The 22225-nt window shown below is 63.8% G+C and carries 21 protein-coding genes and 1 pseudogene; 15 read left to right on the top strand and 7 right to left on the bottom strand.

Translation table 11 applies throughout. The annotated features are described in order from the left end of the window. Positions 1–23 precede the first annotated feature (23 nt). Both amn and NPS46_RS22095 read left to right on the top strand, forming a co-directional pair. Positions 24–1496, top strand: a complete 1473-nt coding sequence (gene amn, locus NPS46_RS22100) for an AMP nucleosidase (protein ID WP_274110990.1) — start codon at positions 24–26, stop codon at positions 1494–1496. A gap of 71 nt (positions 1497–1567) precedes the next feature. Beyond that, complete coding sequence (locus NPS46_RS22095) at positions 1568–2200, top strand: pseudouridine synthase (RefSeq protein ID WP_274110988.1); 633 nt, start codon at positions 1568–1570, stop codon at positions 2198–2200. Here NPS46_RS22095 and NPS46_RS22090 read toward each other — a convergent pair. Further along, positions 2195–2404, bottom strand: a complete 210-nt coding sequence (locus NPS46_RS22090; RefSeq protein ID WP_017123375.1) for a DUF2788 domain-containing protein — start codon at positions 2402–2404, stop codon at positions 2195–2197. The two genes, NPS46_RS22095 and NPS46_RS22090, sit on opposite strands and share 6 nt — an antisense overlap. A gap of 97 nt (positions 2405–2501) precedes the next feature. Then, positions 2502–2981, bottom strand: a complete 480-nt coding sequence (locus NPS46_RS22085; RefSeq protein WP_274110985.1) for an Lrp/AsnC family transcriptional regulator — start codon at positions 2979–2981, stop codon at positions 2502–2504. 413 nt (positions 2982–3394) lie between these two features. Here NPS46_RS22085 and NPS46_RS22080 point away from each other — a divergent pair, with 413 nt between their 5' ends. Continuing rightward, positions 3395–4483 (top strand): DUF6515 family protein, encoded by a 1089-nt coding sequence (locus NPS46_RS22080; RefSeq protein ID WP_274110984.1) that lies wholly within the window; start codon positions 3395–3397, stop codon positions 4481–4483. Here the strand turns inward: NPS46_RS22080 and NPS46_RS22075 are convergent. Together NPS46_RS22075 and NPS46_RS22070 are read right to left on the bottom strand one after the other, a co-directional pair. Beyond that, positions 4480–5376: a cation diffusion facilitator family transporter gene (locus NPS46_RS22075; RefSeq protein ID WP_274110982.1), complete on the bottom strand. Its 897-nt coding sequence runs from the start codon at positions 5374–5376 to the stop codon at positions 4480–4482. The two genes, NPS46_RS22080 and NPS46_RS22075, sit on opposite strands and share 4 nt — an antisense overlap. 23 nt (positions 5377–5399) lie before the next feature. Then, positions 5400–5819 (bottom strand): polyribonucleotide nucleotidyltransferase, encoded by a 420-nt coding sequence (locus NPS46_RS22070; protein WP_274110980.1) that lies wholly within the window; start codon positions 5817–5819, stop codon positions 5400–5402. 95 nt (positions 5820–5914) lie between these two features. On the opposite strand from NPS46_RS22070, the gene hrpB reads away from it, so the two are divergent. Further along, positions 5915–8440 carry an ATP-dependent helicase HrpB gene (gene hrpB, locus NPS46_RS22065; RefSeq protein ID WP_274110978.1) on the top strand — a complete coding sequence of 842 codons (2526 nt, stop codon included), beginning with the start codon at positions 5915–5917 and terminating at the stop codon, positions 8438–8440. Positions 8441–8443: 3 nt separating this feature from the next. Here hrpB and NPS46_RS22060 read toward each other — a convergent pair whose 3' ends face one another. Beyond that, a complete protein-coding gene (locus tag NPS46_RS22060) occupies positions 8444–9529 on the bottom strand; it encodes an endonuclease/exonuclease/phosphatase family protein (protein WP_274110977.1) in 1086 nt (361 codons plus the stop codon). A gap of 76 nt (positions 9530–9605) precedes the next feature. After that, on the bottom strand, positions 9606–10271 hold the full coding sequence (locus NPS46_RS22055; protein ID WP_274110975.1) for a hypothetical protein: 666 nt from the start codon (positions 10269–10271) through the stop codon (positions 9606–9608). Positions 10272–10449: 178 nt separating this feature from the next. Between NPS46_RS22055 and NPS46_RS22050 the strand changes: the two genes are divergently transcribed. From NPS46_RS22050 to NPS46_RS22040, 3 genes and pseudogenes are all read left to right on the top strand, one after another. Further along, positions 10450–11211, top strand: a complete 762-nt coding sequence (locus NPS46_RS22050) for a DUF2076 domain-containing protein (protein ID WP_274110973.1) — start codon at positions 10450–10452, stop codon at positions 11209–11211. Between the two features lie 97 nt (positions 11212–11308). Next, positions 11309–11811: pseudogene (locus NPS46_RS22045) on the top strand (NYN domain-containing protein). 35 nt (positions 11812–11846) lie between these two features. Next, positions 11847–12458, top strand: coding sequence for a 3'-5' exonuclease (locus NPS46_RS22040; protein ID WP_274110969.1), 612 nt, complete (start codon positions 11847–11849; stop codon positions 12456–12458). A gap of 9 nt (positions 12459–12467) precedes the next feature. On the opposite strand, the gene NPS46_RS22035 is transcribed toward NPS46_RS22040, so the two are convergent. Continuing rightward, positions 12468–12929, bottom strand: a complete 462-nt coding sequence (locus NPS46_RS22035) for an Lrp/AsnC family transcriptional regulator (RefSeq protein WP_274110967.1) — start codon at positions 12927–12929, stop codon at positions 12468–12470. 158 nt (positions 12930–13087) lie between these two features. Here NPS46_RS22035 and yedA point away from each other — a divergent pair, with 158 nt between their 5' ends. The 8 genes from yedA to NPS46_RS21995 all read left to right on the top strand — a co-directional run bounded on the left by yedA (position 13088) and on the right by NPS46_RS21995 (position 22089). Next, entirely contained in the window at positions 13088–13978 is an 891-nt protein-coding gene (gene yedA / locus NPS46_RS22030) for a drug/metabolite exporter YedA (protein WP_274110965.1), read from the top strand. Between the two features lie 57 nt (positions 13979–14035). Next, positions 14036–15373, top strand: a complete 1338-nt coding sequence (locus NPS46_RS22025; protein WP_274110963.1) for a DEAD/DEAH box helicase — start codon at positions 14036–14038, stop codon at positions 15371–15373. Between the two features lie 181 nt (positions 15374–15554). Further along, the gene (locus NPS46_RS22020) at positions 15555–16364 is read left to right on the top strand and encodes a response regulator transcription factor (protein WP_274110961.1); all 810 of its coding nucleotides are present in this window, start codon (positions 15555–15557) and stop codon (positions 16362–16364) included. A gap of 109 nt (positions 16365–16473) precedes the next feature. Further along, entirely contained in the window at positions 16474–17592 is a 1119-nt protein-coding gene (locus tag NPS46_RS22015; RefSeq protein WP_274110960.1) for an ABC transporter ATP-binding protein, read from the top strand. Positions 17593–17658: 66 nt separating this feature from the next. Next, positions 17659–18801, top strand: a complete 1143-nt coding sequence (locus tag NPS46_RS22010) for an ABC transporter substrate-binding protein (RefSeq protein WP_274110959.1) — start codon at positions 17659–17661, stop codon at positions 18799–18801. Positions 18802–18831: 30 nt separating this feature from the next. Next, the gene (locus tag NPS46_RS22005) at positions 18832–19755 is read left to right on the top strand and encodes an ABC transporter permease (RefSeq protein ID WP_274110958.1); all 924 of its coding nucleotides are present in this window, start codon (positions 18832–18834) and stop codon (positions 19753–19755) included. 1 nt (position 19756) lies between these two features. Next, entirely contained in the window at positions 19757–20566 is an 810-nt protein-coding gene (locus NPS46_RS22000; RefSeq protein ID WP_274110957.1) for an ABC transporter permease, read from the top strand. Between the two features lie 50 nt (positions 20567–20616). Beyond that, entirely contained in the window at positions 20617–22089 is a 1473-nt protein-coding gene (locus NPS46_RS21995; RefSeq protein ID WP_274110956.1) for an aldehyde dehydrogenase family protein, read from the top strand. Positions 22090–22225 lie beyond the last annotated feature (136 nt).

The following is a 22225-nucleotide window of genomic DNA, read 5'->3' as shown; positions in this document are numbered from 1 at the left end:
GGTCTGCAAGATCAGAAGACAGGATGCTGACCGTGACCGAAGCTTTTATTGTCGTGCAAACCGCCGAGCAAGCCGTGGACCGCCTCGCCGCGCTTCACGAACGCGCCACCAGCGCCTTGAGCCAGGCGCTGAAACGCTACCTGAAGGATCGGCAGGAACCGGACGCCGAACAGCGCGCGCTCTTTCGTTATCCCGAACTGCGGTTGACCTACACCTATCAGGGCGAAGTCCCGGCCACCACCCGGGCCTATGCCAAGGTCCAGTTGCCGGGCACCTACAGCGTTACCGTGACCCACCCGGCGGCGTTTCGAAATTATCTGCTGGAGCAACTGGTCCCGCTGATGCGCGATTTCACCGTGACGGTGGAGGTCGGTGTCAGCGAACAGAATATTCCCTATCCCTATGTGGTCGAGCAGGGCGATGAGCTGGCCGGCTCCGGGGTGACCGCCGCCGCCCTGGCGCGGGTGTTCCCCAGCACCGACCTGTCGGCTGCCACCGATGGCATCGCCGACGGTTTGCATGACTGGGAAAGCAGCGAGCCATTGCCGCTGGCGCTGTTCGATGCGGCGCGGGTCGACTTCTCCCTGCGCCGACTGGTGCACTACACCGGCAGCGACTGGCGCCATGTGCAGCCGTGGATCCTGCTGACCAACTACCATCGCTATGTCGACCAGTTCATTCTCCACGGTCTGGAGCAACTGCGTGACGACCCGCGGTTTGTGCGCCTGGTGCTGCCGGGCAATGTGATTGTCGAAAAGTCCATGGACTACGGCGAGGCCCAGGCCATCGTTGCGGGTGTGGTCTGGCACCGCTATCAGATGCCGGCCTATCACCTGCAGGCCAGCGATGGTCACGGCGTCACGCTGGTCAATATCGGCGTGGGGCCGTCCAACGCCAAGAACATCACCGACCACCTGGCCGTGTTGCGTCCGCACTGCTGGCTGATGATCGGTCACTGCGGCGGCCTGCGGCAGTCGCAGACCATTGGCGACTACGTACTGGCCCACGCGTATATGCGCCGTGACGGCATTCTCGACCGAGTGGTCCCGCCGAATATCCCGATTCCGGCCCTGGCCGAAGTCCAGATGGCGTTGCAACAAGCCGCGGCAAATGTCACCGGCGAGCGTGGCGACGATCTGAAGAAACGCTTGCGCACCGGCACCGTGCTGACTTACGACGATCGCAACTGGGAGCTGCGTTGGGCCCAGGAACGTCCGCTGATCAATCTCTCGCGGGCGGTGGCGGTGGATATGGAAAGTGGCACGATCGCCGCCCAGGGCTATCGTCTGCGGGTGCCTTATGGCACGTTGCTGTGCGTTTCCGACAAGCCGTTGCACAGTGAAATCAAGCTGCCGGGTTCGGCCAACGCGTTTTATGAGCGTGCGGTCAGCCAGCACCTGAAGATCGGCATTGCCGCAGTGGACCTGCTGCGCACCGAGTTGCATTCGTTGCACTCGCGCAAATTGCGCAGCTTCGACGAGCCGCCGTTCCGCTGAGTCTGGCGGTGGTCATTTGGCGGTCGGGGCTCTAGCATGGTCAGCCCTGATCGTCAGATACCGTTGTCGCCATGTCCCGTCCATCCCGCCCCGCCCCGCGCCGTCCTGCAGCGAAACCTTCGAGTGGCCCGCGCCGCGTAGCCAAGGCCCCGCCGGCCGAGCCCAGGCTGATCCTGTTCAACAAACCCTTCGATGTACTGACGCAGTTCAGCGATGACTTGGGGCGGGCGACGCTCAAGGATTTTATCGACATCCCCGGCATCTATCCGGCCGGGCGGCTGGACCGCGATAGCGAAGGGTTGCTGCTGCTGACCAATGACGGCCAGTTGCAGGCGCGCATCGCCGATCCCAAGCACAAGCTGGCCAAGACTTACTGGGTGCAGGTCGAAGGGGTACCGAGCGCCGAACAGCTGGCGCGGCTGGAGCAGGGGGTGGAACTCAATGACGGCATGACCTTGCCGGCCCAGGCCCGTTTGCTTGACGAGCCGTCACTCTGGCCACGCAACCCACCGGTGCGCTTTCGCCAGAGCATTCCGACGCATTGGCTGGAATTGGTGATTCGCGAAGGGCGTAACCGTCAGGTGCGGCGCATGACCGCTGCTGTTGGCCTGCCCACCCTGCGCCTGGTGCGCGTGCGAATTGGCGATTGGAGCCTGGAAGGGCTCGACCAGGGGCAGTGGCGGGAAGTGCCGGCGCGCTTATAGGGAGCCGGACTCGATCAGGCCGATCACCACGCTTTTGATCACGAACGCGGCGATGCCCAGGCCCAGGACGAAGAACAGGATAAAGGTGCCGAAGCGCCCGGCCTTGGACTTCTTTGCCAGGTCCCAGACAATAAAGCCCATGAAAATGATCAGGATGCTGACCAGGCCGGTCATCATCCACTCTTCGAACACAGCAGGATCCATCGAACATCTCCGGCGCGGGGTAAAAAAGCCGGGGGAGTATACGCCAACGCCCATGGCTGGCGCATTGACCTGCATCCTGCGCTGACGGGGGGCGGTTTCAGCTGCGTAGATGGGTCAGTGGCAGCTCGGTGCTGTTAAGTACCTGGTTCAGCACAAAGCTGGAGCGCACGCTGGTCACGCCTTCGATGCGGGTCAGGTGGCCCAGCAGCAGTTTTTGATAGTGATCCATGTCCGGCACCACCACTTTGAGTTGATAGTCCGCATCGACCCCGGTCACCAGGCTGCACTCCAGTACCTGGGGCAGGGTGCGGATGGCGGCCTCGAAGTTCTCGAAGCGTTCGGGGGTATGGCGGTCCATGCCGATCAAGACATAGGCGGTCAGGCTCAGGCCGAGCATCTTGCGATCCAGCAGCGCGACCTGACGCACGATGTAGCCATCGTCTTCGAGCTGCTTGACCCGGCGCGAGCAGGGCGAGGGCGACAGGCCGATACGCTCGGCCAGGTCCTGGTTGGAAATGCGGGCATCGCGCTGCAATTCAGCCAGGATGCTCAGGTCGTATCGGTCGAGTTTGCTCATGATTCGGCTCTTTGTCATATCGATTGCGTCAAATTATCTATCTTAAGTTAAAAATTGCGCAAGTCATGTTTAATTGAGCAATTTTCGCAATCGCCTGTCGGTGCGGCAGGCCTATTCTTATTACCAGAATCACTGCCCGGACATAGAGTCCACTGCGGCCCGCCGAATCAGGCCAGCCGCGGCCGCCAACCCCACAGGGTTGCCCCGGCCCCCGGGCTACACACTGTCCAGAAGACGGCGTGAGGTGAGCCGGCGTCAAAAGCGCCGAGCACGGACGAAAATCTCAAAGGAGGACCGACGGGTCCTCCTTTTTTATTGCCTGAAAAATATCCCGCACGGCTGCTAGAGTGCGCAGAACGACGTTCGGGTTTTCCAGTCTTATCTGTACGTCCCAACCCGCAATGAGGAAGAACATGAAATCGCGCATCTGGCGTTTGGCAGGTGTTGGCTTGCTCAGCCTGAGTGTCAGCACGGCGGTGTTGGCCGATGAGCCCAATGTGTTGCGCGGCAGTGCCAATGGTGGCCAGCACGGCGGGGAGGGGCGTCCCGGCAACAATGGTCAGGAGCGTCCGGGCAGCAACCAGAACCACGGGCCGCAGAATCAGCCGCGACCCGAGCACAGCGGCCAGAATCAAGGCGGGCAGTGGCAGGGGCGGCCATCGCGCGAGCCCGCGCTCGAGCAACGTCCGCAGGTCCAGCAACCCCGGCCCCAGCAACCCCAGTACCAGGCGCCGCAGGTGCGCCCGCCCGTCCAGTCCACCCAGCCGAGCAATAGCCTGCCGATTCAGAGCCGTCCCGATACGGTGCATCAGACCCAGTCGCCCCTGCGCGGCAGTTACCAGGACATCCCGCGCAGGGGCGACAACAATGCCTACTGGCAGCCCGGCATGAACCGGCCCTCCTATGACTACCGCCCGGGCGGCAATCGTCCGTCCGACAACCATTGGCCAGGTCGTCCCGATGGACATGGCAATGGTTGGGGGCCGGGGCCGCAGTATCGTCCCGGTTATGTGGTTGACCGGTTCCCGGATCGCAACCTGCGCGTGCCCTATCGTGGGCGGGATTATTTCTTTTCAGGCGGCTACTGGTATCGCCCGCAGGGGCCACGTTATGTCGTCGTCACACCGCCCTACGGTATTCGAGTTGGTTACCTGCCGGACTATGCCCGGGAAGTCTGGATCGGCAGCTCGCTGTTTTTCCTGGCGGCGGGGGCGTACTACCTCTACCAAGCCGATAGCCAGGACTATGTCGTCGTCCAGCCGCCGGTCGCGGTGCCGGCACAGCCGGTGAACAACGGCTATGACGTGGTGGCTTATCCGATCAATGGCCAGACCCAGGCCCAGGTCGAGCAGGATCGCTATGACTGCTATCGCTGGGCGGTCGAGCAAAGCCGTTTCGATCCGGCCACTGTGACTTACGCACCGGATGCTTCGGTGGTGCAGACCTATCGCCAGGCCCAGGGCAGTTGCCTGAACAGTCGCGGCTATCAGGTGACCTACTAGCTGGAGGGGGCGTTTTTCACCACTTCCTGCGGGTCGGCGTGTACCAGCACTTCGGCCTTCGGGTAGACCTCCTGAATCGCCTGCGCGGCACGGTCACTCAGCGCGTGCGCCACCGAGAGCGTCAACTCCCCTGGCAATTCCAGATGCAACTGCACGAACCAATGGCTGCCGGAGATGCGCGTGCGCAGGTCATGGGCGCCGAGCACGCCCGGTACGCTGCAGGCCAGCGTCAGCATATGCTGGCTGACATCGGTCGGTAATTCTTCATCCATCAGCACCGCCACGCTTTCGCGGGCGATCTGCACGGCGCTCCACAGGATGTAGCCGGCGATGCCTAGACCGAACCACGCATCGAGCTGTGGCCAGCCGAACGCCCCCAGGAGCAGGGCGACGAGGATGCTGCCGTTGAGCAGCAGGTCGGAGCGATAGTGCAGGGAGTCGGCTCGCACGGCGGTCGAGCCGGTTTCGCGGATGACCTTGTGTTGCAGCATCAGCAACGCCACGGTCAGGGCCAGGGACAGCAGCATCACCGCAATGCCGACACCCGCCGCGCCCAGCGGCTCGGGGTGCTGCAGGCGTTCAACGGCCTGGACGCCGATCAGCACCGCACTCACGGCAATAAACAGCGCTTGGGCCATGCCCGACAGCGACTCAGCTTTGCCATGCCCATAGCGGTGATCGTCATCGGCCGGGCGCAGGGCGTAATGCACCGCGAGCAGATTGAGGAACGAGGCCGCGCCATCGAGCAGCGAGTCGGTCAGCCCGGCCAGCAAGCTGACCGAACCGCTCAACCACCAGGCAATGGCCTTGGTCACAATCAAAATACTGGCCACCGCAAGCGAGGCGCGGGTGGCCAGGCGTAACAGGCGGGCGTGTTCCGGGCTGCTGCTCATGGCGACGGGCTTCCTGTGCGGTTTTAGGCGGCCGGGGCCAGGCCCAGGCTTGCCAACTGCTCGACACTGCCTTTGTGCTGGATCAGGCGCGGGTCGTTCAGGGGCAGATTGATGCCCAGTTCGGTCTGGATAATGGCCTGCAGCTTGAGGTTGTCGACCTTGCCATCCGGGGTGACGGCCGGTTGCAGTTTTTCCGGGGCGATCTGGGCGGTCTGCCCGCCCGGGAAGTAGATGGCCCCAGTGGCGAAGTCGACGCCAAAGGCAATCAGGCCCGGAATCACATAGAACAGCAGGCCGATGGCATCGAGGATCACGATGGTGGGGTCGATGCGGCCGTCGATCTGGCCGCGCCGGTCCGGGTAGAACAGGCTGCCGCAGGCCGAGAGTTGAGTCAGCAGGGTGGCGACCAGGACGCCGCCGACAATACGAGAAGCAATACGCATGGGAGTCTCCAGAAACAGTAATGGGGTCCAGGCTAAGACCCACGATCAAGCCAGGCCGTTCGCCGTTATACTCGTCGCCCTGTTCTGGAGCCAGCATGATTTCTTTACCGATCGATGAAGTTTTGCCCGCATTGCGCGAGGCCCTGGCCGCCCGCGATGAAGCCGTGCTTGAAGCGCCGCCGGGCGCGGGCAAGACAACGCGGGTTCCGCTGGCCCTGTTGCACGAGCCCTGGTTGGCCGGGCAAACCATCCTGATGCTCGAGCCCCGGCGCCTGGCCGCGCGGGCGGCCGCTGAGCGGCTGGCCAGTGAACTGGGGGAAAAGGTCGGGGAAACCGTGGGCTACCGCATCCGCCTGGACAGCAAGGTGGGCCCGCACACGCGCATCGAGGTGGTCACCGAAGGCATCCTGACTCGTCGCCTGCAGGACGATCCGGCCCTGGACGGGGTTGGCTTGCTGATTTTTGACGAGTTCCACGAGCGCAGCCTGGATGCCGACCTGGCCCTGGCCCTGAGCTTGAACGGGCGCGCCCTGTTTCGCGATGAACAGCCGCTGAAGATCCTGCTGATGTCGGCGACCCTGGAAGGCGAGCGCCTGGCCGGCCTGCTCGACGCGGCACCGATACTGCGCAGTGAAGGCCGCATGTACCCGGTGAGCCAGCGCTGGGGGCGGCCTTTCGTGCCCGGTGAGGTTATCGAGCCGCGCGTGGTGCAAGCGGTCCTCGATGCGGTGAGCGACGAGCACGGCAGCCTGTTGGTGTTTCTGCCCGGCCAGGCGGAAATTCGTCGAGTGCATCAACAGTTGGTCGAGGCGTTGGGCGAGTGCGGCGATATCCTGCTTTGCCCGTTGCACGGCGAATTGGACCTGGCGGCCCAGCGTGCGGCCATCGAGCCCGCGCCGCTGGGCCTGCGTAAAGTGGTGCTGGCGACCAATATCGCCGAGACCAGCCTGACCATCGACGGCGTGCGCGTCGTGATCGATGCCGGTTTGGCGCGGGTCCCGCGTTTTGATCCGGGTAGCGGCATGACCCGGCTCGACACCCAGCGTATTTCCCGCGCCAGTGCGACCCAGCGTGCGGGGCGTGCCGGGCGGCTGGAGCCTGGAGTTTGCTACCGCTTGTGGTCTGAGGCCCAGCACGAACAGTTGGCGGCCTACGGCTCGGCGGAGATCCTCCAGGCCGATCTGGCCGGCCTGGCGCTGCAACTGGCGCGCTGGGGTGTGACGCCGGACCAGTTGATCTGGCTCGATCCACCGCCTGTTGCCGCCCACGCCCAAGCCTGCGACCTCCTGGAGCGGCTTGGCGCGTTGAGTACCCAGGGGGATGGCAGCCTGACTCGCCATGGCCAGGCCATGGCCGAGCTGCCGGCCCATCCGCGCATTGCCCATTTACTGCTGCGGGGCCAGGCCCTGGGGTTGGCGCAGATGGCGTGCGACGTGGCGGCCTTGTTGGGCGAGCGCGATATTCTGCGTGGCGCGGGCGCCGATCTGCACAGCCGGCTGGCGCTGCTGAGCGGCGAGACGCGGGCGGCCCGCGGCGGTCAGGGCGGCGTGCAGCGCGCGCGCCAATTGGCCCGGCAATACCGTGGCTATCTGCGCGGCACATCTGCAGAGCCGGTGGCTGATCCCGAGCATCCGCGCTGGCTGGGCGCCTTGCTGGCACTGGCCTATCCGGATCGGGTCGCCCAGCAGCGCCGCCCGGGCGGCGCGGAATATCGCCTGGCCAATGGACGGGCGGCGTTGTTCAGTGAAAGCGATAGCCTGATGAAGCAACCCTGGCTGGTCGTTGCGGATCTGGGCAGTCGCCAGGGCCAGCGCGAAGAACGTATCTATTTGGCAGCGGAGTTTGATCCGGGGCTATTCGAGACCGTGCTGGCCGAGCAGGTCCGTTGCCTCGACCAATTGGACTGGGACGAGCGCGAAGGCGTGCTGCGGGCCGAGCGTCAGCGCAAGGTGGGCGAGTTGGTACTCAGCCGTGAACCGCTGACGGGGCTGGATGAGTCGGCGCGCACCCTGGCCCTGGTTCATCTGGTGCGGCGCAAAGGCCTGGAACTGCTGCGCTGGACCCCTGAACTGCGCCAGTGGCAGGCGCGGGTGGCCTTGCTGCGCCAGCTCGACCTGGCAGCCGGCGGGCACAGCGAATGGCCGGATGTCAGCGACGCCAGGCTGTTGGCGACCTTGGAAGACTGGTTACAGCCTTATCTGGGCAAAGTCTCGCGCTTGAGCCATTTCGCCAACCTGGACCTGGCGGCCATGCTCCATGGCTTGCTGCCCTGGCCGCTGCCCCAGCGGCTGGAAGAGTGGGCGCCCCATCATCTGCGTGTGCCCTCGGGGTCGTCGGTCCGGCTGGACTACAGCGAGTCGCCACCGATTCTGGCCGTGCGCTTGCAAGAATTGTTCGGGCTGGCCGAAACCCCACGGATCGCCGGTGGCCGGCAGGCGGTCAAACTGCATCTTCTGTCGCCGGGGCGCAAGCCAGTGCAGGTGACCCAAGACCTGGCCAATTTCTGGCGCAGCACCTACGCCGAGGTGAAGAAGGAGTTGAAGGGCCGCTATCCCAAGCACTACTGGCCGGACGATCCGCTGGTGGCGGAGGCCACGGCCAGGGCCAAGCCGCGCAAGTAGGTCCTAGCGACTGGCCGGCAGCAGGAACCGCGCAACCAAGGGCAGATGGTCGGAGATGCGCAGGGTGTCGTCCTGCCTGACCCGGGCTTCGACCCGTTTGAGCCGGGGGCTGTGGAACAGGTAGTCGAGGGTCCGGTCCGGGCCCTCGACACTCGGATCGTTGGGGTAGGCGGTCAGCCAGTCGGCCCGGCCCTGTCCGCCGGACTCCTGGTTGCTGGGAATCATCGGGTATTTGTCCCAGAGCAGGTGCAGTGGGCTGTCGGCGTCGTACTGCTGGCGCTGGTTCTGCGCCAGGCGCAGGTATTGCCCCAGTGGCAGCAGGTTGAAGTCGCCGCCAATCAGCCAGGGGGTGCCGAGCTTTTCGAAGTCGTCGAGCAGGGCGGCACTGGCCTGTACCTGTTGTTCCTGGGTGTCGTAACCGCGCTTGAAGGCATCGAGGTGGGTGTTGATCACGGCCAACTGGCCTTTGTCACTCAAGGGCAGGTAGCTGACCAGCAGGGCGCGCTTGGGCTGGAACTGGCGGCTGAGCAGGTTGCTCTCGGTCACCGGCAACTGCCGGCGCTCGGCGTGTTCGATGCGATAGCGGCTCAGGGTCGCCAGGGTACTGCCCACGCTACCGAAGATGTGGCGGTCGGGCACGAAGTCGGCTTTCCAGTCGAAGGCCCGGGTACTGCACGGGTAGATATCGGTCAGCCGCTCTTCGAGCAGCGCCAGTTGGTCCTGGTAGTCGCTGGCCTTGGCGCCGTCGTGCAGCTCCTGCAACAGCAGGATATCGGGCTTTTCATCGCGAATCACCCGTGCCACTTCGTCCAGGGTAAAGGCCATGTCCTCGGCGGTCGGGCGTTCGTCCGGGCCACTGCCATCGGGCAGGTCGTACCAGAAGACATAGCGCTTGCCAGCCAGGTACTGGACGTTCCAGCTCATGACCTTCAACGCCTGGCCGGGCACCAGGGTCGGCGCTTCGGCGCTGCAACTGACAGGCAGGGTCTGCAGCGCGTCCGGGCGCCAGGTCAGGCTGTGGATCGAGAGTCCCAGCAGTAGTGCGATCAGTAGCAGGATCAGCAGGGTACGGCGTAGTAGACGGGTCATCGGCTCGGCTTATCGGCGCTGCAGGAAGGGCCCGAGCATAACCGAGAGCGCCGGCCGGGCCCAAGGGGTGTGGCGTTCACGGATGTTGCCGGGGGGCGTCGATCAACATGAACAGGCGGAATAGCACCACGGTGGTGAACACTTGCAGGAAACTGTTGGCGCAGTCGATCAGGACCCCGATCAGCGGATCCTGGGGCTGGGGGTAGAGCATCAGGCTCAGCCCGTCGAGCAGCCAGAGCGGAATCAGGACGCCGAGCACACAGGCCAGGATCCGCCAGAAATGCCCGTTGCTCATCTGGAAGCTCTCGCGCATGGCCGCCAGCGGTGCCAGCCCGCGCAGCACGAACAGGTATTCGGCGAACACCAGTTTGACCATCACCCAGAGCCCGGGCAGGACGAACATCGAGACCCCGAGCATGATCAGCAGCGTGCTCAACGCGGCCAGCAGGGCGAAGCCCGGCCACAGGCGCAGGGCCATGGCCCAGAGATCGGCCGTGCGGGGTTGCTCGCCATGGCTGCGGGCATCGAGGAACAGGATCAGGGCGCCGGTGTAGAGGGGGTAGAACAGCAGCCCGACAATCATGTCGTAGGCTGGCGCTGCGTCGGTACCGCCCGTCAGGCTGGTCACCGCCAGCTTGCCGATGGATTCGAGCAACACCAGCGGCAGGCACAGCAGGACGATCTGGCCCAGGTTGCGCTGGAAAAAATACAGGGCATCGCGGATGACATTGAGCGGGTTCATCGATGGCAGTCACAGGCAAAAAAACAGGGCCCCACTTTACCCGAAGAACGGCGCCGCTCGCCAAATGTAAACCTTGAGTAAAGATCCCTTGAAACCGTGATCACCAGCCCCATTACCGGCAGGTAGCCCGGGCATTGGTCCGGGCGAGGATTTCTACCGGCAATCTAACGAGGTCGCCATGAACCACGAAGAGCAAACCCTGATCGATGGACTGTTTTCCCGCCTGCAACAGGCTCAAGCGCAACCCGGCCCGCGTGATGCCGAGGCCGAGGCGCGGATCAGGGAGCATCTGCTGCGTCAGCCCACGGCGGGCTATTACATGACCCAGGCGATCCTGGTTCAGGAGGCGGCCCTCAAGCAGCTTGATGAACAGAACCGCCAGTTGCAGGCGCAACTGCAGCAGGCCCAGGCCGACCTGCAACAGGCGCGCTCCCAGGGCAGCCCGGCGCCGTCCAGTGGCGGTGGGGGCTTTCTCTCGAGCATTTTCGGCGGCGGCAATCGCGAGCCGCAGCCCGCGGCTCCCGCCCCCTCGGCGTCTGGCGGCGGCTGGCGCGAACCGGTGCGGCCAGCCGCCAATGCGCCCGCGCAAAATTTCAATGCCCAACCTGGCTATGCGTCGCAGCCGCCACAGCAGCCGCCAGCGGCCGCCGGTAGCGGCTTTCTGGGCGGCGCCCTGAAAACAGCGGCAGGCGTCGCCGGCGGGGTGATGTTGGCCCAGGGGCTGAGCAGCTTGTTCAGTCATAACCAACAGCCGGCGGTGGTCGAAGAGATCATCAAGGAAGAGCCGGCTCCGCTCAGCGACAGCGGCGGTGGCTGGAACGATCAGCCACGCATGGCCAACAACGACAGCTGGGGTGGCAGCGATCAGGCAGGCCTGAGCGATGCCGATTTCTCCAATGATGACGCTGGGTTCTTTTCCGACGACGATACCTACGTCTGATGTTCTAGCCCCGGGGCGGCCTACGCCCCGGTCCGATTATTCGCAGGCTCGGTCTTCAGGCTGGCATACTGCGCGCTCTCTCAGAATTTGAGCCCCAGTGAGTCGTCCAGAGGATTGGCGGTGAAGAAAATCGCAGTGTTCGCCGATGTGCAGAACCTCTACTACACCGTGCGCCAGGTCTATGGCTGCCACTTCAATTACGCGGCCCTGTGGGCCGATATCAGCCAGCGCGGGCAGATTGTCGAGGCTTATGCCTATGCCATCGATCGCGGTGATCTCAAACAGCAGCAGTTTCAGCAGATCCTGCGCAACCTGGGGTTTACCGTGAAGCTCAAGCCCTATATCCAGCGCAGCGACGGCTCGGCCAAGGGCGACTGGGATGTGGGTATCACCATCGATATCATGGATGCTGCGGACCACGTGGACGAAGTGGTGCTGGCTTCCGGCGACGGTGATTTCGACCTGCTGCTGGAGCGGATCATTACCAAGCATGGCGTCGAAGCGGTGGCCTACGGGGTGCCGGGCTTGACCGCCAACTCGCTGATTCGCGCGGCCAGCCGCTATGTGCCGATCGACGGCCCATTGCTGCTCAAGAACTGAACACCTTTAATTGTCTGCACGGGATTGAAACAGGTTTGGAACGCATAGCGGTCATCGACTTTGAAACCACCGGGATCTCCCCGGGGGCCAGTTGCCGGGCCACGGAAATTGCCGTGGTGATTCTTGAGCGGGGGCGCATCGTCGAGCGTTACCAGAGCCTGATGAATGCTGGCGTCCGCGTGCCGGGCTTTATCGAGCAACTGACCGGTATCAGCAACGCCATGCTGCGCACCGCCCCGCCAGCGGAGCAGGTGATGAACGAGGTCAACGAGTTCGTCGGCATGACCCCGTTGCTGGCACACAACGCCGCGTTCGACCAGAAGTTCTGGGACTACGAGATGAGCCGGATCAAACGGACCCGGCTGCAGAACTTCGCCTGTTCACTGCTGCTGGCCCGACGGCTGATGCCAGCGGCGCCCAACCACAAGCTCGGTACCCTGACCACCTGGGCCAGCCTGCCGCACACCGGTCAGGCGCACCGGGCCATGGCCGACGCCGAGATGGCCGCCAACCTCACCGCGCACCTGGCCGGCGAGTTACGGCACAAGCACGGCCTGCGCGAGCTGTCCCATGATTTCCTATGCAAATTGCAGAAGGTTCCGGCGGCGAAGATCGGCGAACATCTCAAGCGTTATCGCGGTTTCTGAACCGCTCGTTCAGCCTTTTCCGCGGCCATTGACCTCCAGGTGCCCCTGGGGGATGCGCCGCTCGATGGCGCTGGACAGGACAATGGAGGTCTTGCTGAAACCGAACCGGGCAATGCGGTTGATCAGCTCCTCCAGTTCCGGCATCGAACCCACGGCGGCCTGCATGATCACGCAGGGATCGCCGGTGACCCGATGGCATTCGGTCAACTGGGGGATCTGCACCAGCTCATCGTAGGTCTGCTGGTTACCGTGCTGGTTCAGGCGCAACTCGATCACGCACTGGATCGGCAGGCCGATCTTGTCCATATCGACCTTGGCCTGGTAGCCCGTGATCACACCACTGTTTTCCAGCTTGGCCACCCGCTCGGCCACGGCCGGGGCTGACAGGTTGACCTTGCGTGCCAATTCGGCGAAGGACGCCCGGCCGTTTTCCAGCAAGCCGCTAAGGATCAGACGGTCGTATTTATCCATGGACGAAGGCTCTTGAGGGCTGGCTTTGGAAAACACGGTTTATAGCGGTGATATCCGTGTTTTGAAAAGTGTACGGCTGCGATAAACAGGTTTTGTAGCTTAATTAAAGCCCGGGACCTTTCTAAAATAACGCTCCCGTCTCCTGCCTTGAGCCTTCCATGCCTGCGCCTCGTCGTATCACGCTGCCGCTGATCGCGGCCTTTTTCGCCTTGTACTTTATCTGGGGCTCCACCTATCTGGTGATCCGGATTGGCGTCGAGTCCTGGCCGCCGCTGTTGATGGCGGGTGTGCGTTTCACCCTGGCCGGCAGCCTGCTCTATGGTTTCCTGCGCCTGCGCGGGGTGCCGGCCCCGACCTGGCAACAGTGGAAGTCTGCCGGGCTGATTGGCGTGCTGCTGCTCAGCTTTGGCAATGGTGCGGTGACAGTCGCCGAGCATATTGGCGTGGCGTCGGGCATCGCCGCATTGACCGTGGCCACCGTGCCGCTGTTCACCCTGCTGTGCGGCTACTTCTGGGGCGCGCGCAATACCCGCCTGGAGTGGGCCGGGATTGTGCTCGGGCTGATCGGCATCGCCCTGCTGAACATGGGGTCCAACCTGCAGGCCAGCCCGCTGGGCGCCGGCCTGATCCTGATGGCGGCCGCGGCGTGGGCTTTTGGTTCGGTCTGGAGTAAGCACCTGCCACTGCCCCCTGGGGCGATGGCCAGTGCCGCGGAAATGCTGGTGGGTGGCGTGGTGCTGCTGATTGCCAGCGGAGTGAGTGGCGAGCGCCTGACCCAGATGCCTTCGGCTGCCGGGTGGGGGGCCATGGCCTATCTGGTGGTGTTTGGCTCCATCGTCGCGTTCAACGCCTATATGTACCTGCTGAAAAACGTCCGCCCGGCGGCGGCCACCAGCTATGCCTACGTCAACCCTGCGGTGGCCGTGTTGCTGGGGATCGTTTTTGCCGGCGAAACCATCGGTGTCGAGGAGTGCCTGGCGATGGGGGTGATCATCAGCGCCGTGGTGCTGATCGGTTTGCCGCAGTGGCGCAAGCCGAAAGAGGCCTGACAGGGTAAACTGCCGCGCATTGCTGCATAGCGCTGACACTTTTCCTACGGTACTCCCATGACATTCGCCACCCTCGGCCTGATCGAACCCCTGCTGCGTGCCCTCGAGACACTCGGCTACCAGACCCCGACGCCGGTCCAGGCCCAGGCCATCCCGGCGGTACTCGCAGGTCGCGACCTGATGGCGGCGGCCCAGACCGGCACCGGCAAAACCGCCGGTTTCGCCGTGCCGCTGTTGCAACTACTGACGACGCAGGGGCCGAAGGTCGCCGCCAACTCAGTGCGGGCGCTGATCCTGGTGCCGACCCGCGAGCTGGCCGAGCAGGTCCATGAAAGCGTGCGCCAGTACGCTGAAAACCTGCCCCTGAGCACCTACGCGGTGTACGGCGGGGTCAGCATCAACCCGCAGATGATGAAGCTGCGCAAGGGCGTTGATGTGCTGGTGGCCACCCCCGGTCGCCTGCTCGACCTGTTCCGCCAGAACGCGCTGAAATTCAACCAGTTGCAGACCCTGGTACTGGACGAAGCAGACCGCATGCTCGACCTGGGCTTCTCCGAGGAGTTGTCGAACATCTACCGTGTGCTGCCGAAGAAGCGCCAGACCCTGCTGTTCTCCGCGACCTTCTCCGACGATATCCGCCTGTTGGCCGGGCAGATGCTCAATGATCCGTTGAGCATCGAAGTCAGCCCGCGCAATGTGGCGGCCAGTTCCGTCAAGCAGTGGGTAGTGACGGTGGACAAGAAGCGCAAGCCGGAGCTGTTCAGTCACCTGCTGCGCAAGAACCGCTGGAAACAGGTGCTGGTGTTTGCCAAGACCCGCAATGGCGTGGATGCGCTGGTGGAAAAACTCCAGGGCCAGGGCGTCAATGCCGACGGTATCCATGGCGACAAACCCCAGGCGACCCGCCAGCGTGCGCTGGACCGCTTCAAGGCCAGCGAGATCCAGATCCTGGTGGCCACCGATGTGGCTGCTCGCGGTCTGGATATCGAAGACCTACCGCTGGTGGTCAACTTCGACCTGCCGATCGTGGCCGAAGACTATATCCACCGTATCGGCCGCACCGGTCGTGCCGGCGCCACCGGCGAAGCGATTTCCCTGGTCTGTGCCGATGAAGTCAACCTGCTGTCGGCCATCGAGACCCTGACCCGCCAGACCCTGACCCGTCATGCGGAGCCGGACTTTATCCCCGAGCACCGGGTGCCGGACACCGATGCCAGTGGCCAGGTGGTGAAGAAGCCGAAGAAACCGAAAAAGCCGAAAGCGTCGGGTGGCGGCAAGCGCAACCTGGGCAAATGGGTCGACAGCGGCGAAACCGTTGCCGATGTGCCGCCTTCGGTAAAACCGGTGCGCAAGGTGCCGGCGTTCAATACCGGGCCGCGCAAGCGCAAGCCGTAAGCGTTACCCGGTGTGACCCAAGGTGACAGTTCTGGCCCGCGCTGAGCGATTTCAGTGCGGGGCAACTGACAGCCTAAAAGGCTGTTTCCCACGCCGGCATGGCCCGGCGGAGTAGGGCGGGTGCTGGCGCGCATTGTGCATCTTCAGCGGATCGACTCGCCCGACCCCAAGCCACTGCCCTATGCGCCCCAAGGAACTGAAACACTGGACGACCGCCATAGCCCATTTGCTCGAGCTACCTGCCGGGCCGGTGCGCCTGGCCGGGTTGAGCCAGTGGTTGAAGCAGATCTGCCCGGTCGATCACTTCGTGCTCTTTGTCTATGAAGGTCAGCATCGGCCGCTGGCCCTGTTCGACACGTTTGCGCCAGACAAGCGCAAGGTCTATGTCGACGACTACCAGTGCGGGCCTTATCTGCTCGACCCCTTCTACCTCGCCTGCACCCGGCGCCAGCCGCCGGGGTTGTGGCGTTTGCGCCAGTTTGCGCCGGATCACTTCTACCTGGGCGAGTACTACCTGACCTATTACCAGCAGACCGGGCTGGCTGAGGAAGTGGCGTTTTTCATCGACCTGGGCGGCGGTGCCATGGCGGTGCTGTCGTTGATGCGCGCCACGGCCAGTGCGGCGTTTAGCCGGGATGAACTGCAGTTGATGGATTGCGCCCAGGCGGTGGTCGAGCAGGTGGTGATCGAGGCCTGGCAGCAGTGCCGCGCCGAGCAACCGCGGCCGGCCCGGGACCTGGATTTCAAGATCCGCGAAGCCTTCGATCAATTCGGAGCCCATTGCCTGACCGGGCGCGAGCAGGAGATCGTTCAGCTATTGCTGCGCGGCCACTCCAGCGCCTCGGTCGCCGAACAGCTGTCGATCAGCCCCGGCACGGTCAAGATCCACCGCAAGAACCTCTACGCCAAGCTCGGTATCTGCAGCCAGTCGGAACTGCTGGGGCTGTTTATCCGCGAGCTGGGTGGCCAGGAACTGGCCGTCAGCGCCTGATTCCAAAAGCGACCTCTATCCCCCAAGGGATATATACAGGGCAAAACCGCGGTTGTTAGTTTCCTCCCCAGATGCAGCGAGCCACGCACTGGGACAGAGGATGCCGGCGATGACCGACAACAGCCAAGCAAGCGATATCGAGTTCTGTCATGTGGTCAAGCGCTACGGCGCGGTCCAGGCGGTCAACGGCCTGAACTTCAAGGTCCGGCGGGGCAGCTTCCATTCCTTTCTCGGTGGCTCCGGCTGCGGCAAGACCACCACCCTGCGCATGATCGCCGGCTTCGAACAGCCCAGTTCCGGCGATGTCCTGCTGGCCGGGCGCAATGTGGCGGGCGTTCCGGCCTTTGAGCGGCCGGTGAATATGGTGTTCCAGCATTACGCGCTGTTTCCCCATATGAGCGTGGCGCAAAACATTGCCTATGGCCTGCGCTACCGCAACCCGCGTCCGAGCACGCAGGAGCAGCGGCGCATGGCCGACGAGGCGTTGGAAATGGTGCGCCTCGAAGGCTTTGGCCAGCGCAAGCCCAGCGAGTTGTCCGGTGGCCAGCAACAGCGCGTGGCCCTGGCCCGGGCTCTGGTGAACAAGCCAACGGTGTTGCTGCTCGACGAACCGCTGGCCGCGCTGGACCGTAAGCTGCGCAAGGAGATGCAGTCCGAGCTGCTACGTTTGCAGCGCGAAGTCGGGATTACCTTTGTGCTGGTCACTCACGACCAGGAAGAGGCTTTGTCCATGAGCGACAGCATCAGCGTGATGCACAGTGGCTCGATCATCCAGACCGCCAGCCCCGAGCAGCTCTATGAGGCGCCGGCGAGTCGTTATGTCGCCGACTTTATCGGTGAGTCAAACTTGTTCAACGGCACCGTGCGCCACCTGCAGGGCAACTCGGTGGTGCTGCGCACGCCCGAGGGCCTGGAGTTGACCAGCCCGCTGACGCCCACCGGCGTGGCCCTGAGCGCTGATGCACCGGGCTGCATTGCGGTGCGCCCCGAGTTGATCAGCATTGCCGCGCCCGACTCGACAATGGGCCGCGAAATACGCCTGGACGGTTGCGTCGAAGACCGCATTTACCTGGGCAACCTTACCGAATACCGCGTGCGTACCGAGCCTTTCGGCCTGGTTTGCGTGCGCGTGCCGCGCCAGCAGGAGCCGGGGCAGGGCAGCTTCGAACACGGGGCGCGAGTGCAGGTCGGCTGGGATCAGGCCAGTGGCCTGGCGATGGCGCTTTAGCAAGGTTTTCAGCTTCCAGCATCAATGATTCGCCAACGACATCATTTATCCGAAGGGGAACGTGCCATGGACCAGAAAAGCTTTATCAAGAGCCTGCGCAGTTGGCAGAACGGTTCGATCAGCCGCCGCGAGTTTCTCGGGCGCACCGGTTTGGGCCTGGCTGCGGCCGTGGTGGCGAGCAATATGCCCGGCCTGCTGACCAGCAACGCCTATGCCGGCGAGCAGGGCGCCCTGGGTGACCGGCTGGCCCTGGCCACCTGGCCCAACTACCACAGCCAGGAAAACCTCGATGCGTTCGGCAAGACCACCGGCGCGCGGGTGTCGATGAGCGTGTTCGGTTCCAACGAAGAGATGCTCGCCAAACTCCAGGCCGGCGGTAGCGGCTGGGACGTGCTGGTGCCGACCAACTACACCGTCAGCACCTACGTCGGCCTGGGCCTGATCGAACCGTTGGACCTGTCGCGCCTGCCCAACTTCAGTGCCAGTGCCTTCGAGCCGCGTTTTATGGCCCAGGGAACGGTGGACGGTAAGGTCTATGCGGTGCCGAAGAACTGGGGCACCACGGGTCTGATCTATGACAGCAGCCAGTTCAAGGCCCAGCCCACCACCTGGAAGGAATTCTGGGCGCTGAGCATGGGCGAGGCCACCGGGCGCAGCATCGTCCATGACTATCAATTGACCGCCATCGGCAATGCCCTGAAGTCGTTTGGCTACAGCTTCAACTCCCTGGACCCCAAGGAACTGGCCGATGCGGAAAAACTGCTGATCGACGCCAAGCCCCATCTGTTTGCCATCAACTCGGATATCCAACCGGCACTGCGCAGCGGCGATGCCTGGATGGCGATGTGCTGGACGGGTGACGCTTCGCAGCTGCACCGCGACAACGCCGCCATGCAGTTCACCCTGGGGCGCGAAGGTGGCGAATTGTGGAGTGATTTCTTCGCCATTCCCAAGAGCAGCGAGCACAAGGACGCGGCCTACGCCTTTATCAACTACCTGCTCGATCCCCAGCACAACAAACTCGAAGTGCTGAGCCACGGCTATCCGAGCGGCGACAAGCGCGTCGATGCCCTGCTGCCGACGGCGATGCTCGAGGACCCGATCATGTACCCGGCTGCCGAGCACCTTAGCCCGCTGGAATTTGGCGCGGCCGCGACACTGACCAGCCCGTTGCGCGCCGAAGTGATGGCGCGCTTCAAGTCCGCCTGAGCCGGCGCCATGCGCAGCAAGGATTCCCCCATGAATACGGCACATGCTGTTCCTTCTTCCGCTGTCCCGGCGAACGCGCTGGTGTCCCTGGCGGCCAGCCGGCGGCGCAGCCTCGGGCGGCGGATCACGCTGCTGATGCTGTTGCCGTCGACGTTGTGGTTCTTGCTGCTGTTGTTGATGCCGCTGTTGATCATCCTGGTCTTCAGCTTTGGCGAGCGCAGCGCGGTCGGGGGCTATGCCGGTGGGTTTACCCTGGCCAACTACCTGAACCTGGGCTCGCGCGCCGCGGCGTTCGGCAACACCCTGCTGCTGGCGCCACTGGGCACCCTGGTGTGCCTGGTGGCGGCCTATCCGCTGGCGTATTTCCTGGCGGTCAAGGTTCGTCAGAATCGCTCGCTGCTGCTGACCCTGGTCATCGTGCCGTTCTGGACCAGCTTTCTGATTCGCACCTACGCCTGGATCTTTATCCTCAGCGGCAAGGGCATTCCGGCCCTGCTCGCCAGCCTCGGGCTGGAGGGCGTGCGGATCATCAATACGCCCTATGCGGTGCTGATCGGCATTGTCTACGGTTACCTGCCGTTGATGGTGTTTCCGATCTACGTCAGCCTGGAAAAGCTCGATAAGCGCCTGCTCGAGGCGTCCGCCGACCTGGGGGCCAGTGCCTTCGAGAGTTTCCGGCGGATCACCCTGCCGCTCTCGGCGCCGGGGATCATCACCGGGGTCATGCTGGTGTTTATCCTGCTGATGGGCGAGTTCCTGATCCCGGCGATCCTGGGCGGCGGCAAGGTGTTCTTTGTCGGCAACGCGCTGGTCGACCTGTTTCTGCAATCACGCAACTGGCCATTTGGCAGTGCCCTGGCCATGACGCTGGTGGCAATCATGCTGCTGATCATCGGCGGCTATCTGAAACTGGTGGCGCGCTTTGGCGGGCGTCCGGCCGACGGAGGCTTGTGATATGTGGCTGCGCAGCTATTCGACTTCGCTGTACCTGTTTCTCTATGCGCCCATCGCGCTGATCATGCTGTTCAGCTTCAACGCCGGGCGCAGTGGCCTGGCCTTCGAATGCTGCTCGGTGCAGTGGTTTGGCCGGGCCTTCGACAACCCGTTCATCATGGAAGCGCTGGGCAACAGCGCGCTGATTGCCCTGTGCTCGGCGGTGCTGGCCACGTTGTTTGGCACCCTGGCGGTCTTCGGCCTGCAGCGGGCCGGACGGCGGGTCAGGCTGTTGTTCGATGCGCTGACCTACTGCGCGATCATCATTCCCGGGATCGTGATCGGTATCTCGACGCTGATCGCCTTTATCAGCCTGTTCGACGTGCTCAACCCGTTGCTGGCGCAACTGATCCCGGGTATCCCCCGACTGAACATGGGCTTCTTCACGGTGGTGGCGGCGCATTCGCTGTTTACCATGGCGCTGGTGATGGTCATCGTGCGCAGCCGCGTCGAGTCCCTGGACCGGGCGCTGGCCGAGGCCTCGGCCGACCTCTACGCACCGCCGCTGGAAACCTTTCGGCGGGTGACCCTGCCGCAGATCACTCCGGCGATCCTGGCCGGCTTTCTGTTGGCCTTCACCTTCAGCTTCGATGATTTCATCATCGCGTTCTTTGTCGCCGGCTCGCAGACGACCTTGCCGATCTACATTTTCTCTTCGATCCGCCGGGGCGTGACACCGGAGATCAATGCGCTGTCGACGGTGATTATCTGCGCCTCGCTGGCCCTGCTGTTTACCTCGCGCTATCTGCAAAATCGTCATGCCGGCGCTTGATCCGGGGCCTGCTGTCTGTTTTCGACTGGGAACACTCCCTGGGAGCTTTCATGCGTGATCAGTTGTTTATCAACGGCGAGTGGGTCAGCCCGGACCTGGGTGGCTACCTGGAGGTGATCGATCCGGCGACGGAGCAGGTCCTGCAACAGGTCGCTCGCGGTACTGAAGAAGATATCGACCATGGCGTGCGTGCCGCCCGGCGCGCCTTCGAGCAGGGTTGGGGGCAGAGCCGCGGGGCTGAGCGTGCGGTCTGGCTGGAAGCCCTGGCCGATGAGTTGCAGGCTAGCCAGGACGAGCTGGCAACTCTTGAAGTGCGCGACAACGGCAAGCCGCTGCCCGAGGCGCAATGGGATATTGCCGATGCGATTGGCTGCTTTCGTTATTACGCCGGGCTGGCCCGTGAGCTGGACGAGCGCCAGGACACGCCGCTGGCGTTGCCGGATGCGCGCTTTCGCTGCCGGATTCGCCGCGAGCCGATTGGCGTGGCCGGGCAAATCATTCCCTGGAACTATCCGCTGCTGATGGCTGCCTGGAAGGTTGCTCCGGCATTGGCGGCCGGTGCGACGGTGGTGCTCAAACCCTCCGAGTTGACACCGCTGAGCGCCCTGGAGCTGGCGGGCGCGGCGGACCGGATCGGCCTGCCGGCGGGGGTGTTGAATGTCATTACTGGCCTGGGTGCCGAGGCGGGCAGCCCGCTCAGCCTGCACCTGGGTGTGGATAAGCTGGCCTTTACCGGCAGCGTGCCGACTGGGGCGAAAATCATGTCGGCGGCCGCCGCCGACATCAAGAACGTCAGCCTGGAGCTGGGCGGGAAATCGGCGTTTATCGTGTTCGACGATGCCGATGTCGAGGCGGCGGTGGAGTGGATTCTGTTCGGCATCTTCTGGAACCAGGGCCAGGTATGCAGCGCCACGTCGCGTCTGTTGGTGCAGGAGGGGATTGCTCCGCGGCTGATCGAGCGGCTGGTCGAGGCGACGCGCCAGATCAGTATCGGCCCGGGTCTGGAGCCCGGTGTGTTGCTGGGGCCGCTGGTGAGTCGTGGACAGTATGAGAAGGTCCTGGGGTTTATCGACCAGGGCCAGGCCAGTGGCGCGCGGTTGCTGACGGGTGGCCAACGGCCGGGGCATCTGGATGGCGGTTATTTTGTCGAACCGGCGATTTTTGACGAGCCGGCACTGAACAGCATTGTCTGGCGCGAAGAGATCTTTGGCCCGGTGCTCTGTATCAAGCGTTTTAGCCGCGAAGAGCAGGCGGTGCAGATGGCCAATGCCAGCCGCTTTGGCCTGGCGGCAGCGGTGATGAGCCGCGATTTGCAGCGCACCGCGCGGGTGGCCGACCAACTGCGGGCGGGGATTGTCTGGGTCAATTGTTCGCAGCCGACGTTTGTCGAGGCGCCCTGGGGCGGAATGAAACACAGTGGTATTGGTCGCGAGCTGGGGCAGTGGGGGCTGGACAACTACCTGGAGGTCAAGCAGGTCACTGAATACATCGGTGATGAGCCGTGGGGCTGGTACCTCAAGTGATGGCTTGAAAGACGCCCTTGTGGGCAGCAGATCCCTAGCCGCTGGCGCCAGGTAGCGTGCGCAGGCGTAGGGTGGGGCAAACGCCAAGGCGTGGTCTTTCAGCTGGGGTGAGTCGTTGGCTCTGCGGGCGCTCCGC

The organism is Pseudomonas putida (genome assembly GCF_028682395.1).
Classification (GTDB): domain Bacteria; phylum Pseudomonadota; class Gammaproteobacteria; order Pseudomonadales; family Pseudomonadaceae; genus Aquipseudomonas; species Aquipseudomonas putida_AB.
The sequence above is the reverse complement of the archived record's forward strand: the minus strand, read 5'-3'. Positions and strand labels throughout refer to the sequence as shown.

Excerpts from the sequence above, each read along its gene's own strand:
- NPS46_RS22025 (WP_274110963.1), top strand. The coding sequence starts at position 14,036 with ATGACATTCGCCACCCTCGGCCTGATCGAACCCCTGCTGCGTGCCCTC.
- NPS46_RS22060 (WP_274110977.1), bottom strand. The coding sequence starts at position 9,529 with ATGACCCGTCTACTACGCCGTACCCTGCTGATCCTGCTACTGATCGCA.
- NPS46_RS22000 (WP_274110957.1), top strand. The coding sequence starts at position 19,757 with ATGTGGCTGCGCAGCTATTCGACTTCGCTGTACCTGTTTCTCTATGCG.
- NPS46_RS22020 (WP_274110961.1), top strand. The coding sequence starts at position 15,555 with ATGCGCCCCAAGGAACTGAAACACTGGACGACCGCCATAGCCCATTTG.
- NPS46_RS22005 (WP_274110958.1), top strand. The coding sequence starts at position 18,832 with ATGAATACGGCACATGCTGTTCCTTCTTCCGCTGTCCCGGCGAACGCG.
- NPS46_RS21995 (WP_274110956.1), top strand. The coding sequence starts at position 20,617 with ATGCGTGATCAGTTGTTTATCAACGGCGAGTGGGTCAGCCCGGACCTG.
- NPS46_RS22015 (WP_274110960.1), top strand. The coding sequence starts at position 16,474 with ATGACCGACAACAGCCAAGCAAGCGATATCGAGTTCTGTCATGTGGTC.
- NPS46_RS22090 (WP_017123375.1), bottom strand. The coding sequence starts at position 2,404 with ATGGATCCTGCTGTGTTCGAAGAGTGGATGATGACCGGCCTGGTCAGC.
- NPS46_RS22080 (WP_274110984.1), top strand. The coding sequence starts at position 3,395 with ATGAAATCGCGCATCTGGCGTTTGGCAGGTGTTGGCTTGCTCAGCCTG.
- hrpB (WP_274110978.1), top strand. The coding sequence starts at position 5,915 with ATGATTTCTTTACCGATCGATGAAGTTTTGCCCGCATTGCGCGAGGCC.
- NPS46_RS22055 (WP_274110975.1), bottom strand. The coding sequence starts at position 10,271 with ATGAACCCGCTCAATGTCATCCGCGATGCCCTGTATTTTTTCCAGCGC.
- amn (WP_274110990.1), top strand. The coding sequence starts at position 24 with ATGCTGACCGTGACCGAAGCTTTTATTGTCGTGCAAACCGCCGAGCAA.
- NPS46_RS22035 (WP_274110967.1), bottom strand. The coding sequence starts at position 12,929 with ATGGATAAATACGACCGTCTGATCCTTAGCGGCTTGCTGGAAAACGGC.
- NPS46_RS22095 (WP_274110988.1), top strand. The coding sequence starts at position 1,568 with ATGTCCCGTCCATCCCGCCCCGCCCCGCGCCGTCCTGCAGCGAAACCT.
- yedA (WP_274110965.1), top strand. The coding sequence starts at position 13,088 with ATGCCTGCGCCTCGTCGTATCACGCTGCCGCTGATCGCGGCCTTTTTC.
- NPS46_RS22010 (WP_274110959.1), top strand. The coding sequence starts at position 17,659 with ATGGACCAGAAAAGCTTTATCAAGAGCCTGCGCAGTTGGCAGAACGGT.
- NPS46_RS22075 (WP_274110982.1), bottom strand. The coding sequence starts at position 5,376 with ATGAGCAGCAGCCCGGAACACGCCCGCCTGTTACGCCTGGCCACCCGC.
- NPS46_RS22050 (WP_274110973.1), top strand. The coding sequence starts at position 10,450 with ATGAACCACGAAGAGCAAACCCTGATCGATGGACTGTTTTCCCGCCTG.
- NPS46_RS22085 (WP_274110985.1), bottom strand. The coding sequence starts at position 2,981 with ATGAGCAAACTCGACCGATACGACCTGAGCATCCTGGCTGAATTGCAG.
- NPS46_RS22070 (WP_274110980.1), bottom strand. The coding sequence starts at position 5,819 with ATGCGTATTGCTTCTCGTATTGTCGGCGGCGTCCTGGTCGCCACCCTG.